This is a genomic window from Micrococcus sp. HMSC067E09, assembly GCF_001812555.1.
In the GTDB taxonomy this organism is placed as follows: domain Bacteria; phylum Actinomycetota; class Actinomycetes; order Actinomycetales; family Micrococcaceae; genus Micrococcus; species Micrococcus lylae.
Genome location: NZ_KV809443.1, coordinates 106,541 through 120,079, shown reverse-complemented (window position 1 = coordinate 120,079; position 13,539 = coordinate 106,541). Strand labels below are relative to the sequence as shown.

Sequence of the window (13,539 nt, the reverse complement as noted above, 5' to 3'; positions counted from 1 at the left end):
CGGCGGGCCGCCGTCGTCGTGGGTGCCGGGTCCACACCGGTGCACGACCGCTCCTCATCTGCCGAGTTCAGAGCCCGGCTCACCGTTGGGCCAGGCGTGAAGCGCCCTGGATTTCGTTCCGAGGTCAGGACGCAAAGGGCGCTACATCTCGGTCGTGAGTGTAGGCCTCCTCGACCTGTGCGGGAGTGCGGTAGCCAAGGGCCTCGTGCAGGTGGGCGGTGTTCCACCAGTGCACCCAATCCATCGTGGCCAGCTCGACAGCCTCGGTCGACTCCCAGAGCCGCGTGGAATGGCCGAGCTCTTACCTTATAGAGCCCGTTCACGGTCTCCGAGAGGGCGTTGTCATACCAGTCGCCCACGGTGCCCACCCAGGCACTCACCCCGGTGGTGGTGAGCGCGTCGGAGCAGGCCAAGCCGACGTACTGGGCGCCTCGGCCCGAGGGGTGGATCAGGCCTTGGCGGCCACGGCTGGCACCAGTGCTCAGGAGAGCATGTTCAAGGGCCAGCAGCGGCAGCCCCTGGGTATGCAGACTGGCCGAGACGGCCCACCCAGCGATCCGGCGAGTGAATACATCCGTGACGAACACGACTCAAGCAGAACCCGGCCAGGATCCTGACGTAGGTGATGTCAGCGACCCACAACTGGTGAGGACGTTCGGCGGCGAAGCGCTGTCCGACGACGTCTGAGCGGGTATCCGGCTCCCTCGCGGGGCGCGTGGTGATCGGCCTGTGGCCCCGCCGCACGGCCTGAAGGCCGGCGGCCCGCATGAGGCGCGCGACGTGGTCCCGGCCGATCTGCCAGCCGGTACAGGCCATGGCGTGGTGCCTCTTCCGCACCCCGTAGATGCTGTCGTTCTCCGCGTGGATCCGCTTGAGCTCCTCGAGCTCCGCTGTGAAAAAAGCCAAGGCCTTGCGCAGGATCTCCTTGGCACGACGCAGTTCGAGGTTCTCCCGGCGCAGCCGGCGCATCTCCTCTGACTCATCGGTGCCCACACCGGGGGCCTTGTCGCGATCGATGCGGGCTTGCTTCCACCAGTTCCGCAGTGTGTGGGGTGAGATCCCGCCGAGGGCCTCAGCCACGGCGGTGCAGGCGACGCGGCCGGAGCACTGCTCGGCCTGGATCCTCATCCTCGATGAGCTCCAGGGCGCGGGTCTTGAACTCGGGGCTGAACTTCTTGGGCATACTCCGATTCTCCTTACTGAGACTCGGAACCAAACCCAGGGTGCTTCACACTAGCTGAAGACCGGTCAAGCAGGTGGGGTCGTCGGGGTGGGTCGAGATGGCCTTTTTCGCGGTGCGGCCTTCAGCTGAGACAGTGAGAGTAGCGTCAATTCCACGCGGCAGCCAGACCCCGACGAATCCGTTGTCGTACGTCGTCAGCGCTTCATCGAAGATGGTTTCCCCGGACGTCGCCTCGACCACGGTGACGTGGACGTCAGTATTGGCGAGCTCGCCGCGGCAAGTCGTGAGGCTGTGGAAGTAGCATTCGTGAGTCTGGCTGCGATACGGGGCGATAGAGACGTAGAACTCGTCTTCTGGCATCGGCACGGTGGTCTGATTGTTCTGATCGTCGGTCAGTACAAGCTGGTCCGGTTCAATCGAAGCGATGAATTCAGACGAGCGATCTGTCACCTTCGTTGAGTCGAGGCGCTCGATGATCTCGCGAGCATTCAATCCGTCTAGATTGTGCTCGACCACCAGTGAGTGATCGGATCCTGGATCAGCGGACGGTTCCGCATCAGCACAGCCGCTGAGCAGGAGGACGGCGCCGGTCGCCAGACCGGTCAAGGCCGCGCAGATTCTCAGGCGGATCCTGGAGGACTGGATCGGAGCAACAATGGCAAGTGGCATGTCCAACTCTTTTCTCAGGTGAACGTGTTCATGTCGTCAGGTGAGACCGAAAGCATTCGAGATCGCCGGTGCCACGGGTTCGCCGACGTGCGACGCACGCCCCCCGGAGACATCAAGAGCCTTGTCCTGATCTGGGGCCAACCGGTCCGAGGCACCCTGTGTTGACGACATCGGATGGTGTCAGGAGCGCACGAGGCGATTGATGGCGTCGCTGGCCTCCTGGATCTTGGCGATGGCCGCGTCTTCATCGCCTTTCTTGGCGGCGTCGAGCACGCAGTGCTTGAGGTGGTCATCGAGCAGACCGGTCGCCACTCCTTGCAGGGCGCGGGTGAGGGCCGAAACCTGGGTGAGGATGTCGATGCAGTACTTTTCGTCGTCGATCATCTTCGTGATGCCGCGGGCTTGGCCTTCGATACGCTTCATGCGGTTGCGGTAGCGGTCCTTGTCACTGATGTAGCCGTGCCGATGGGCTCCGGTGTCGGTACCGGTCTCATCGGCTGCAGTTTCAGTGGTCACGGGTGTGTCCTTCACTTCTGGTGCTCCAGGACGGAGCGGGTGCTGGCAGCTGGGGCGAGGTCGATGCGACGCAGCAGCTGGGCGTTGAGCGCGACGACGACGGTGGAGGTCGACATCAGGATCGCACCTACTGACATCGGCATGACGAAGCCGACGGGCGCGAGCACGCCAGCCGCGAGCGGCACAGAGATCAAGTTGTACCCTGCAGCCCACCACAGGTTTTGCCTCATCTTACGGTATGCGGCACGGGAGAGCTGGATCACCGAGAGCACGCTACGCGGGTCGGAGCTGGCGAGGATGACACCTGCAGAGGCGATGGCGACGTCGGTGCCGGCCCCGATGGCGATGCCGACGTCAGCCTGGGCCAGGGCAGGGGCGTCGTTGACGCCGTCGCCGACCATGGCGACCTTCTTGCCCTCCTTCTGCAGCTGGTCGACCTTGGCGGATTTGTCCTCGGGGCGGACGCCGGCGAAGATCCGGTCGATGCCGAGCTCTCTTCCCACCTCGTTCGCCACGGCTTCAGCGTCGCCGGTGATCATGACGACCTCGACGCCGAGCTGATGGAGCGCATCGACGGCGTCGCGGGACTCTGGGCGAACCTCGTCGGCGAGCTTGAGACCGCCGATGACCTCGCCGTCGCGGAGGACGTGCAGGATGATCGCACCCTCTGCCCGCCATTCGTCGGCGAGACCGATCTCGTCCTGGCCGGTCTCCTCGAGCAGACGGGGTCCGCCGACGCGGATCTCATGGTCGGCCACCGTCGCGGTGACGCCGACCGCCGGGGAGGAGGTGAACCCGCTGGCCGGTTCGACGGCGAGGCCCTTCTCCTTGGCGGCGGTGACGATGGACCGGGCGAGGGGGTGCTCACTGTCGGCCTCGGCGGAGGCGGCCAGGGCGAGGAGCTGTTCGGCATTCAGGCCGCCGGTCGGCTCCACGCCGGTGACGGTGGGCTCGCCCTTGGTCAGGGTGCCGGTCTTGTCGAAGAGCACCGCGTCGACCTGGCGCATGGACTCCAGTGCGAGGCGGTCCTTGATTAGGACGCCGCCGCGGGCGGCGCGCTCGGTGGCGATGGACACGACCAGAGGGATCGCCAGACCCAGCGCATGGGGGCAGGCGATGACGAGGACAGTGATGGTGCGAACGACCGCGTCGTCGGGGAGCCCGAAGAGCGTCCAGACGACGGCGGTGATCAGCGCAGCTCCGAGGGCGAACCAGAACAGCAGGGCCGCAGCCCGGTCGGCGATGCGCTGGGCACGGGAGGATGAGCCCTGCGCCTCGGCGACGAGCCTGTTGATGCCCGCCAGTGCCGTGTCGTCGCCGGTGGCGGTGATCTCTACGCGCAGGCCGGAGTCGGTGGCCACGGTGCCGGCGGTGACGTTCTCGCCCTCGCCGCGGGCGACGGGGTGTGATTCGCCGGTGATCATGGACTCGTCCATGTCGGCGCGGCCGTCGACGATGGTGCCGTCGGCGGGGACGCTGCCGCCGGGCCGGACGATGACGACGTCGCCGACGCGCAGCTCTGCCGGGTCGACCTTGACGACGTCGTCTCCCTCTATACGCTCAGCCTCGTCAGGGAGCAGCGCGGCGAGGGAGTCCAACGCCGAGGTGGTCTGTGCCAGTGAGCGCATCTCGATCCAGTGGCCCAGCAGCATGATGACGATCAGCAGCGCCAACTCCCACCAGAACTCGAGCTCGGGGTGGACGAGACCGACAGTGGCGGCCCAGGAGGCGAGGAACGCTACGGTGATGCCGAGCGCGATGAGCAGCATCATCCCCGGCTGGCGGCTTTTCAGCTCGCTGACAGCACCGGTGAGGAACGGGGTGCCGCCCCAGGCGTACATGACGGAGCCGAGGACTGCGGCGACCCAGCCCGCCCAGCTGGGGACCGAGTAGCCCAGGAGCATGGCGAACATGGGGGAGAACGCGACCACCGGGATGGCGATGATCAGGTTGATCCAGAACAGCCGCCGGAACTGGCCGACGTGGTCGCCGTGGCCCGCGTGACCACCGCCGTGATGACCGTGCCCGGCGTGGTCACCGTGTTCCATGGTGTGGTCTTCGTTCTCGGCGCGCGAGTCGTCACGGTGGCCGGACTCGGTGGTCGCGACGCCGGCGTGGTCATGGTGATGCGTGGTCGGGTCCGTCATGCTCTTCGCTTCCCTTCGTGATTCCCCGATCTTTCCTTCGATCGGGTCGTATTTCGCCGCGGACCTTCAGCGCGCCCGCCGCGATCGGCTCAGGAGGCCGGCTTGAGCTCGCTCTCGACGACCCACTTGTGGTTGGTCATCGTCATGCCGTCGGACTCGTAATCGACCATGTAGACGGTCTCCTCGGTGGAGGAGGCGATGGTCGCCTTCGCGCCCTTCATGCCTTCCATGTGTTCGGCCTCGAGAGTGACCTCGGTGCCGTCGGCCAGACGTTCATCTCCGGCGTCCTTGATCTCCTGCTGGACGACCCACTTGTGATCCTTGACCGGCTCCCCGCCTGCGGACGGCGTGAAGTCCACCGCATAGGTGTACGTGTCGTACGCGCCGGCGATCGTCGCGTTCGCACCGTCCATGCCCTCCATATGGTCGGCGGTGAGCGTGACCTCGGTGCCGACCGGGTATGTGGGTGACGCGGCCGTCTCGATGCCCTCGGGGGCGGGGCCGCCGTCCATCGGATGCTCCATCCCGCCGCTGTCAGAGCTACTGCCGCTGCTTCCGTGGCCCTCGTGCTGGCTGGTCGACGAGGGGGTCGCTTGGTCCTGGTCTCCGTCGGTGCTGCAGCCGGTGAGCACGAGCGCTCCTCCGAGCACTCCTGCGGCGACGGTGGTCATGAGGTGCTTGCGCATGAAGTCTCCTGTTCGTTCTGGTCCAGTCAACGCTATACCCCCCCAGGGTATCAAGTGAATGTCGATCGGCGGGCGTGGAATCGCCCGGCCAAGATCCCATCGACCCGGGGTGGCAGCGCTGAGGCTGCGATGGAGAACATCGGCTCGGCTGCTCTGGTCGCAGATGGAATCGAGGCCCGAACGGACGGGCTCACCTCGCTCGCCGTCGTGACGGGATCGGCTGCGTCGTCTCGTGAACATCACCGTGGTGAGAAGACGATCCCAGTACCGCCGATCACCCAAGAGAAATTGGTCTTGTACGGTTGCATCGTCGGGCGTCCCATCGAGACAGGGATCCTGAGAGCCGACGGAAGCTGTGCAACTATCGCCAGGCAGAGCGAAGCATGTCTCAGTACGTGCTCCGTCAGATCGCCGCGAAGGCCTGATCCACGGAGCCCGCCCGCGTCCCGCCCGGATGCGCACCTGCGGAGTACGCTGGACGGACCATGGAACATCTGCCCCCCACGAGACCCGGCGCCCCGCTGCTGCCGCAGATCGCCTGCCCGGCGGACCTGTCGGCCCTCACAGAGGACCAGTTGGCCGCGCTGGCGGAGGAGATCCGCCAGTTCCTCATCACCCACGTCTCCCAGACCGGCGGGCACCTCGGCCCGAACCTGGGCGTGGTCGAGATGACGATGGCCATCCACCGCGTGTTCGACTCGCCGCGGGACGCGGTCGTGTTCGACACGGGCCACCAGTCCTACGTGCACAAGCTGCTCACCGGTCGCCAGGACTTCTCCCGGCTGCGCCAGGAGGGAGGCCTCACCGGCTACGGCGATCGGGCCGAGTCCGAGCATGACGTGGTGGAGTCCTCGCACGCCTCGTCCTCGCTGTCCTGGGCTGACGGCATCTCCCGCGCCTGGAAGCTGACCGGGCAGGGTGACCGCACGGTCGTCGCGGTGATCGGCGACGGCGCGCTCACCGGCGGCATGGCCTGGGAGGCGGTGAACAACATCGCCGCGGACAAGGACCGCCGCGTGGTGATCGTGGTCAACGACAACGGCCGCTCCTATGCCCCGACCGTCGGCGGCATCGCCAACCACCTCACCGGCCTGCGCCGCAGCGTGCTGGACAAGGTCCGCACGCACCGCCGCTACGAGCAGACCCTGGACTCGATGAAGGGCCGGCTGAAGTCGGCCGGCGCCCCGGGCGACGTGGTCTACCGCAGCCTGCACGCGGCGAAGAAGGGCCTGAAGGACCTGTGGGCCCCGCAGGGCCTGTTCGAGGACCTCGGCGTGAAGTACATCGGCCCGGTGGACGGCCACGACCTCCAGGAGATGGAGGATGCCCTCCGGGATGCGGACGCCTACGGGGGACCGGTGCTGGTGCACGCCATGACGGAGAAGGGCCACGGCTACGCCCCGGCGCTGGCCCACATGGACGACCAGTTCCACGCCGTCGGTCAGATCGACCCGGTCACCGGCGAGGCGCTCGGTGCCGCGTCGGCGCCGTCCTGGACCTCGGTGTTCGGGGAGGAGATGGTCGCCCTGGCCGAGGAGCGGAAGGACATCGTCGGCATCACCGCGGCGATGCAGAACCCGGTGGGACTCGGCCCGATGGCGGCCCGCTTCCCGGAGCGCGTGTTCGACGTCGGCATCGCCGAGCAGCATGCCACCACATCGGCCGCCGGCATGGCGTTCGGCGGCCTGCACCCGGTGGTCGCCATCTACGCGACCTTCCTGAACCGCGCCTATGACCAGATGCTCATGGACGTGGGCCTGCACCGCGCCGGCGTGACGTTCGTGCTGGACCGCGCGGGCGTCACCGGCCCGGACGGCCCCAGCCACCACGGCATGTGGGACATGGCCCTGCTGCAGTCCGTCCCGGGCCTGCGCATGGCCGCCCCGCGCGACGCCGACCGCCTCCGTGAGGAGCTGCGCGAGGCCGTGGCCGTCGAGGACGCGCCCACCGTGGTGCGCTTCGCCAAGGGGTCCGTGGGCGAGCCGGTCGAGGCCGTGGAGCGCCTGGCCGACGGCACCGACGTGCTGGCCCGCCTGGGCGAGGCCTCGGACGTCCCCGGCGCCGAGCGCGACGTGCTGATCGTGGCCGTCGGCTCCTTCGCCGAGCTCGGCCTGGACGTGGCCCGCCGGCTGTCCCAGCAGGGCATCTCCGCCACCGTGGTGGACCCGCGCTGGGTGCTGCCGGTGGCCGACTCCGTGGTGGAGCTCGCCGCGGCGCACCGCATCGTGGTGTGCCTCGAGGACGGTGTGAAGGCAGGCGGCGTGGGTTCCCGCATCCGCCAGGTCATGCGCGCCGCAGGGGTGGACACCGCCCTGAACGAGGTCGGCCTGCCGGTGGAGTTCCTCGCGCAGGGCACCCGTGCCCAGGTCCTGGGGCGGGTGGGCCTGACCGCCCAGCAGATCACCCGGGACACCGTCGCCCAGGTGCTCGGCTCCAAGGTCCCGTATGCCCGCTCCGCGGACCCCTGCACCGGCGGCCTGCCGCTGCTGGAGGGCAGTCACGACGGCGGCGCGGCCGGCTCCGGCTCGACCGCCGCCTCGGGCCGGACCTCCTCTCAGGCCGCCGACTCCACCCGGGGGAAGAAGGCATGAGCATCGTCCGCTGCTACCGCGCGACGACCGCCGAGGACGGCTCGCGCCTGTTCGAGTACCGCGAGGCCTGGTGCGTCCCGGGTTCCGGCGTGGTCGTGGTCCACCACGGCAGGGTCGGTCAGCCCGGCACCGTGAACGAGGAGGAGGTCGCCGACGACGCCGCCGGCGAGGAGCTGCTCGAGGCCTTCGCCGCCCAGTGCGCCGAGGACGGCTTCGCCGAGCTCGACGAGTCCGCCCTCACGGACCTGGTGGTGGCCTACCGCCTGCGCGGACGCGCCGCCACGGACATCGAGCGCCGCCACGGCCAGACCCTGGCCGGGGAGATCACCCACCGGCTCGCCTGGCGCGGACTGGGCGAGGTCGTGGACGTCGCGGAGGCCGAGGGCCGTCTCGAGCTGCGCGTGCGCACCCCGCACGCCGGCCGGGCCGCGAAGGAGATCCCGTTCGCCGCTAAGCGCGCACACGGGGTCCAGCCGAACAAGATCGAGGTCCTCGAGGACCGCACGGCGTCCGCAGACGCCGGAAAGGACGCCTGAGCCATGCAGACCCGTCGAGTGGGCAACTCCGGCCTGACCGTCTCCGTGATCGGCCTGGGGTGCAACAACCTCGGCCGCGCCGGCACCGCCACCGAGTCCCAGGCCGGGACCGATGCCGTGGTGCGGGCCGCGATCGACCACGGCATCACCTTCTTCGACGTCGCGGACATGTACGGGGCCACCCCGGGGCTGTCCGAGGAGCGCCTCGGCAAGGCGCTCGGCGCGGACCGCGACAAGATCGTGCTGGGCACGAAGTTCGGCATGGACATGGACGGCGCCAACGGCCCGGACTTCGGCGCCCGCGGCTCCCGCGCATACATCGTGCGCGCCGTGGAGGCCTCCCTGCGCCGCCTCGGCACGGACTGGATCGACCTCTACCAGTTCCACACCCCGGACCCCCAGACCCCGATCGACGAGACCCTGGCCGCCCTGGACGACCTCGTCCGGGCCGGAAAGGTCCGCTACATCGGCCACTCCAACCGCTGCGGCTGGCAGATCGCGCAGGCCGAGTACGTGGCCCGCGAGCTCGGCACCGAGCGGTTCGTCTCCGCGCAGAACCACTACAACCTGCTGGACCGCCGCGCCGAGCAGGAGGTCGTCCCGGCCGCCGAGGAGTTCGGCCTCGGCGTGTTCCCGTACTTCCCCCTGGCCAACGGCCTGCTCACCGGCAAGTACTCGGACGGGCGTGCCCCGGCCGGCTCGCGCCTGTCCCACGTGCGTCAGAACCTCGTGGAGGACGCCGACCGCGAGCAGCTCGCGGCGTTCGGCGCCTTCGCGCGGGAGCGCGACCTCACCGAGGTGCAGGTCGCCCTCGGCTGGCTCGCCGCGCAGGGGCCGGTGGCCTCGGTGATCGCCGGCGCCACCCGCCCGGAGCAGATCGGGCAGAACGTCCGTGCCGCCGACTGGGAGCCCACCCAGGAGGACCTCGCCGCGCTGGACGAGATCTTCCCGGCGGTGCCCCGCGTCGCACTGTTCTGAGCGCTGTGTCCCTGCTGTCCGTGCTGTCCTCGCCGCAGACCTGGTGGTGGACGGCGTCGATCGTGGTCGGCGTGCTCTTCCTCGTCGGCCTGGTGACCCTGTCCCGCTCGCCCCTGGACGAGCGCCGTCGTGTGCCCTGGGTGCTGGCGATCGTCTGCCTGCCGGGCCTCGGCTCGCTGGCGTGGCTGTGGTGGCGGTACCGCCACTATCCGGCCCGCCGCGCCGAACAGCCCGACTGGGACCCGAACTCGAACGCCGCCCCGCTGCTCCCGCCGGCCCGCTCGCCGAAGGTCGCCGCCCCGCGCCGGTACGGCGCCGGCCCAGACCCCTCGGTCCCCGGCTCCCGCCGCTATGGCGCCCAGGAGTGAGGCACTTTCGTTCGGGAAACAGTCGCGTCCCGGGACACTTTCGTTCGGGAAACAGTCGCGTCCTGGAACACTTTCGTTCGGGAAACGGTCGCGTCCTGGGACACTTTCGTTCGGGAAACGGTCGAGTGGCCGGGCCCGCGCCACGGAATCCGTCCCTCCGCCTGTCGGTGCCGGTCGTTCCGTCACACCTGACATCGGATCGCCCCGTGCCGACCCGAGCGCCTGACCACAGGCCGACGGCCGCCCACCTCACCAGGTGGGCGGCCGTCGTCGTGGAGCCGGTGGTGGGGGCGGGTCAGAGCTTGACCAGGATCTGCTCTCCGTCCACGCGCGCCTGGAAGTCGGTGAGCGGCTTCTTCGCCGGCCCGCCGTAGGGCTTGCCGGTCACCGGGTCGAAGTGGGAGCCGTGGCACGGGCAGCCGTAGGTGGTCTGGCCGTCGCGCTCGGTGATCTCCACGGCGCAGCCCTGGTGGGTGCAGACGTTGGAGTATGCGGTGACGTTGTCCTCGTCCTCGCGGTGCAGCAGCAGGGTGCGGCCGTCCACGTCCAGCTGCGTGGACTTGCCCACGGGCAGGTCGGCCGAGGCCATGACCTCGGTGAAGTCGCCGCCGGTGTGGTGCTTCTGCGCGGCGTTCTCCTCCTTCAGCTGCTGGGTGCAGCCGGACAGGGCCAGCGAGCCGGCGCCGGCCGCCGCGGCGGCCAGGGAACCGCGCAGGACGGCGCGACGGTTCGAGCAGGCACAGCCTTCGGTGGCGATGGGGGTGGTGTCCTCGTTGCTCATGGATCCCATTGTCCCAGGTGTCGCGAGGAGAACCCGCAGTTCTGACAGGATGGGACACGTGAGTTCCCCGAAGACCCCCGGCCTGTACCCGCTCGACCCGCTCGAAGATTGGGAGGCGTTCCTGCTCGGCGGCGAGCACTGCGGCTTCCTGCACCGGCACCTGGCCGACGGCGTGCTGACCACCCGCACCGCCTTCCAGCCGACACCCACGCAGCGCGCCGCGACCCCGTCCCTCCCGGAGCGGTTCATGGCCCAGTGCCAGGTGCACTTCGCCGCCGACGGCTCCACCTGGACCGAGCTGTCCTACGAGGACTCCGCCTCCGCCCAGCGCGTGCGCATCGAGCGCGAGCGCGCCGGCCTGGACGCGGACATCGTGCCCTCCTACGCGGACGGCCTGCTGGCCCGCACGGTGGGCGAGACCGGCGAGGCCCTGACGTACCGGCGCCTGGAGGAGGCCTCACCGCTGCAGGGCCCCGCACGGATCCTCGAGGCCGCGCTCGCCCCCACGGACGTCGAGGCGGCCCCCGGCGGCGACGGCGCCGCGGCGCACCGCATCGAGCTGCGCTCCGAGGGCCACGTGCTCGGCATCCACTGGGTGCGTGAGGGTGCACTGACCGGCTCCGACTGGGGAGCCGGCGCCATCTCCGTTCCCGTCGACTCGGACGAGGCCGCCCTCCACGGGCTGCCCGAGGACCTGGTCACCTTCGCCCGCATGCCGCGCTGAGCGTCACGGCCGACCGCGCTGAGCGTCACCGCCGACCGCGGTGCACGCCGCCGCAGACCGCGCTGAGCGGCGCGGCGACGTGCACCTGAGGGCGGACGTCCGCCGGTGAGCCGGTGCGGGCTCAGGTGGCGTGGAACCGCTGACCGTTGACGCGCTCGGAGGCGCCCACCGTGTCCAGGTACGGGGTGATGCCGCCCAGATGCATCGGCCAGCCGGCGCCGAGGATCATGCACAGGTCCACGTCCTCCGGAGCGGCCACCACGCCCTCGTCCAGCAGCAGGCCGATCTCCTCGGCCAGCGCGTCCTGCACGCGGACGAGCAGCTGCTCGGCGGTCTGCGGGTCCTCGCCCTGGCGCAGCAGTGCGGCGGTGGCCTCGGGGATGGCCTCGCCGGTCGCGCCGCCGGCCTCGGCCGGGTCCTTGACGTCCTTGGCCCAGAGGGCGGTCTTGCCGCCGTCGATGAGCGCCTGGACGTTCTTCGACACCGGGAAGCGCTCCTCGCCGAAGGCCGCCGCCAGGGACTCGGAGACGTGCTGGGCCACGGGCAGACCCACCATGGCGGCCAGGGTGAACGGCGTCATGGGCATGGCCAGAGGATCGAGCGCGTGGTCCGCGGTGAGGGCGTCGGTGCCGGCGTCGAAGGAGGCCTGGACCTCGCCCATGAGGCGCAGGAGCACGCGGTTGACCACGAAGGCGGCGGCGTCGTGCACGAGCACACCGGTCTTGCGCAGGCGGCGGGACAGCTCGAAGGCAGTGGCCACCACGGCGTCCGTGGTCTGCTCCACGCGGACGATCTCCACCAGGGGCATCTGGGCCACCGGGTTGAAGAAGTGGAAGCCCACAAGGCGCTCGGGGTGCTCCAGCACCTCGGCCATGCCGGCCACGGACAGGGAGGAGGTGTTGGTCATGAGGATCGCGTCCTCGCGGACGATGCCCTCGAGCTCGCGGAACACGGTGCGCTTGACCTCGAGCTCCTCGAACACGGCCTCGATGACCACGTCGGCGTCCGCGTAGACGGACTTGTCCGTGGAGCCGCTGATCAGGCCGGCCAGCCCCTCGCCCTGCTCGGCGGTGAGGCGCCCGCGCTCGACCTGCTTGGACACCTGCTTCTGCACGAAGGCGAGGCCGCGCTGCACGCGCTCGTCGTCCATGTCCGTCATCACCACGGGCACCTGCAGGTGCTGGGCGAACAGCAGGGCGAGCTGACCGGCCATCAGGCCCGCACCGACCACGCCGACCTTCTTCACCGGCATCGCACGGTCCGCACCCGGATCGCCGGCCGGCTTCTTCGCCCGGCCCTGGACCAGGCCGAGGAACGCGTAGACGGTGTGGCGGAACTCGTCCGAGGCGATCAGCTCGGACAGCGCCTCGGCCTCGGCCTGCGCGGACTCGGCGCGTGTGCGGGTCCGGGCGCCCACGAACAGCTGCTCGAGGCGGCTGCGGGCCGGCAGGTCGGCGCCGGGGCGGGCGGCCTGGAGCGTCGCGAAGGCCTCGACGGCGCGGTCCCAGGCGGCGTCCGAGGTGTCCCGGTCGCGGTGGGCGGCCAGCTCGGCGGCCACGGCCTCGTCACCGGTGACCAGGGCGCCCGCCAGTTCGAGGCCGGCCTCCATCAGGTCGCCGTCGACGATGCGGTCCATCAGTCCCAGCTCGTGGGCCTCGGCGGCCTTGAGCAGACGGTTGTTGTCCAGCGGATTCTTGAGGACCACCTGCACGGCGGCCTCGGGGCCGATCAGGTGCGGGACGCGCCAGACGCCAGACCAGCCGGGGATCAGCCCGAGGCGCACCTCGGGCAGGCCGAATCCCTTCGCGTCGGCGGCCACGATGCGATGGTCCGCGGCGAGAGCCAGCTCCAGGCCGCCGCCGAGGGCGAGGCCGTTGACCAGGGCGACGGTCGGGGCCGGGAACGCGCTGATGCGGTCGTAGACGGCATGGCCGAGCAGCGCGAGGTCGGCGCCTCGGGAGGTGTCCTCGAAGGAGGCCACCAGGGACAGGTCGGCGCCGGCGGCGAAGGTGCCCTCCACGCCGGTGTAGGCCAGCGCCTGGATCTCACCGGCCTCGGCGCGGCGGGCCTGGGCCTCGACCACGCGGCCGAGCTCCAGCAGGGTGCGCGGGCCGAGGGTGGCCGGGCGGCGGGGTCCGGCGCCGTTGTCCAGGGTCAGCAGGGCGAGCGTGCCGGCGCCGCCGGGCAGCTCGTGGTCGGTCACCTCGGCGGTGGTCAGCACCTCGTCCGGCGCCATGGCGGCGAGGGACTCGAACTGCTCGAGCGGGGCGGGGGTGTGCGCGGTCATGAGGCTCCTGTTCGTCGCGAGAGAGGGAGGCGTACCGCGTCTCATGCTTTCCGACGACGGCCGCTCGCCTCTG

The 13,539-nt window shown here is 70.0% G+C and carries 11 protein-coding genes and 1 pseudogene; 5 read left to right on the top strand and 7 right to left on the bottom strand.

From position 1 onward, the window contains the following. Positions 1-124: 124 nt before the first annotated feature. The 5 genes and pseudogenes from HMPREF2863_RS11850 to HMPREF2863_RS07405 all read right to left on the bottom strand — a co-directional run bounded on the left by HMPREF2863_RS11850 (position 125) and on the right by HMPREF2863_RS07405 (position 5,201). Positions 125-1,183 (bottom strand): annotated as a pseudogene (locus HMPREF2863_RS11850) (IS3 family transposase). Positions 1,184-1,228: 45 nt separating this feature from the next. Next, complete coding sequence (locus HMPREF2863_RS07420; protein ID WP_083315300.1) at positions 1,229-1,852, bottom strand: CueP family metal-binding protein; 624 nt, start codon at positions 1,850-1,852, stop codon at positions 1,229-1,231. Between the two features lie 180 nt (positions 1,853-2,032). Beyond that, complete coding sequence (locus HMPREF2863_RS07415) at positions 2,033-2,368, bottom strand: metal-sensitive transcriptional regulator (RefSeq protein ID WP_305791286.1); 336 nt, start codon at positions 2,366-2,368, stop codon at positions 2,033-2,035. A gap of 11 nt (positions 2,369-2,379) precedes the next feature. After that, complete coding sequence (locus HMPREF2863_RS07410; protein ID WP_070639125.1) at positions 2,380-4,515, bottom strand: heavy metal translocating P-type ATPase; 2,136 nt, start codon at positions 4,513-4,515, stop codon at positions 2,380-2,382. A gap of 89 nt (positions 4,516-4,604) precedes the next feature. Beyond that, complete coding sequence (locus tag HMPREF2863_RS07405) at positions 4,605-5,201, bottom strand: YdhK family protein (RefSeq protein WP_070639123.1); 597 nt, start codon at positions 5,199-5,201, stop codon at positions 4,605-4,607. Positions 5,202-5,686: 485 nt separating this feature from the next. Here HMPREF2863_RS07405 and dxs point away from each other — a divergent pair, with 485 nt between their 5' ends. Genes dxs through HMPREF2863_RS07385 form a run of 4 tightly spaced genes read left to right on the top strand, consistent with a single transcriptional unit; the run spans position 5,687 to position 9,674 of the window. Next, positions 5,687-7,792, top strand: a complete 2,106-nt coding sequence (gene dxs, locus HMPREF2863_RS07400) for a 1-deoxy-D-xylulose-5-phosphate synthase (RefSeq protein WP_083315299.1) — start codon at positions 5,687-5,689, stop codon at positions 7,790-7,792. Further along, entirely contained in the window at positions 7,789-8,328 is a 540-nt protein-coding gene (locus HMPREF2863_RS07395; protein WP_070639116.1) for a hypothetical protein, read from the top strand. Before dxs ends, HMPREF2863_RS07395 begins: the two co-directional genes overlap by 4 nt. Before the next feature lie 3 nt (positions 8,329-8,331). After that, a complete protein-coding gene (locus HMPREF2863_RS07390) occupies positions 8,332-9,306 on the top strand; it encodes an aldo/keto reductase (RefSeq protein WP_067191173.1) in 975 nt (324 codons plus the stop codon). A 5-nt stretch (positions 9,307-9,311) separates the two neighbouring features. Then, positions 9,312-9,674 (top strand): PLD nuclease N-terminal domain-containing protein, encoded by a 363-nt coding sequence (locus HMPREF2863_RS07385; RefSeq protein ID WP_070639114.1) that lies wholly within the window; start codon positions 9,312-9,314, stop codon positions 9,672-9,674. Between the two features lie 295 nt (positions 9,675-9,969). Here the strand turns inward: HMPREF2863_RS07385 and HMPREF2863_RS07380 are convergent, their stop codons facing one another. Next, the gene (locus HMPREF2863_RS07380; protein WP_070639165.1) at positions 9,970-10,455 is read right to left on the bottom strand and encodes a QcrA and Rieske domain-containing protein; all 486 of its coding nucleotides are present in this window, start codon (positions 10,453-10,455) and stop codon (positions 9,970-9,972) included. A gap of 58 nt (positions 10,456-10,513) precedes the next feature. On the opposite strand from HMPREF2863_RS07380, the gene HMPREF2863_RS07375 reads away from it, so the two are divergent. Next, entirely contained in the window at positions 10,514-11,179 is a 666-nt protein-coding gene (locus tag HMPREF2863_RS07375; RefSeq protein ID WP_141756387.1) for a hypothetical protein, read from the top strand. A gap of 121 nt (positions 11,180-11,300) precedes the next feature. Here HMPREF2863_RS07375 and HMPREF2863_RS07370 read toward each other — a convergent pair whose 3' ends face one another. Next, positions 11,301-13,466 (bottom strand): 3-hydroxyacyl-CoA dehydrogenase NAD-binding domain-containing protein, encoded by a 2,166-nt coding sequence (locus HMPREF2863_RS07370; RefSeq protein WP_070639110.1) that lies wholly within the window; start codon positions 13,464-13,466, stop codon positions 11,301-11,303. Positions 13,467-13,539 lie beyond the last annotated feature (73 nt).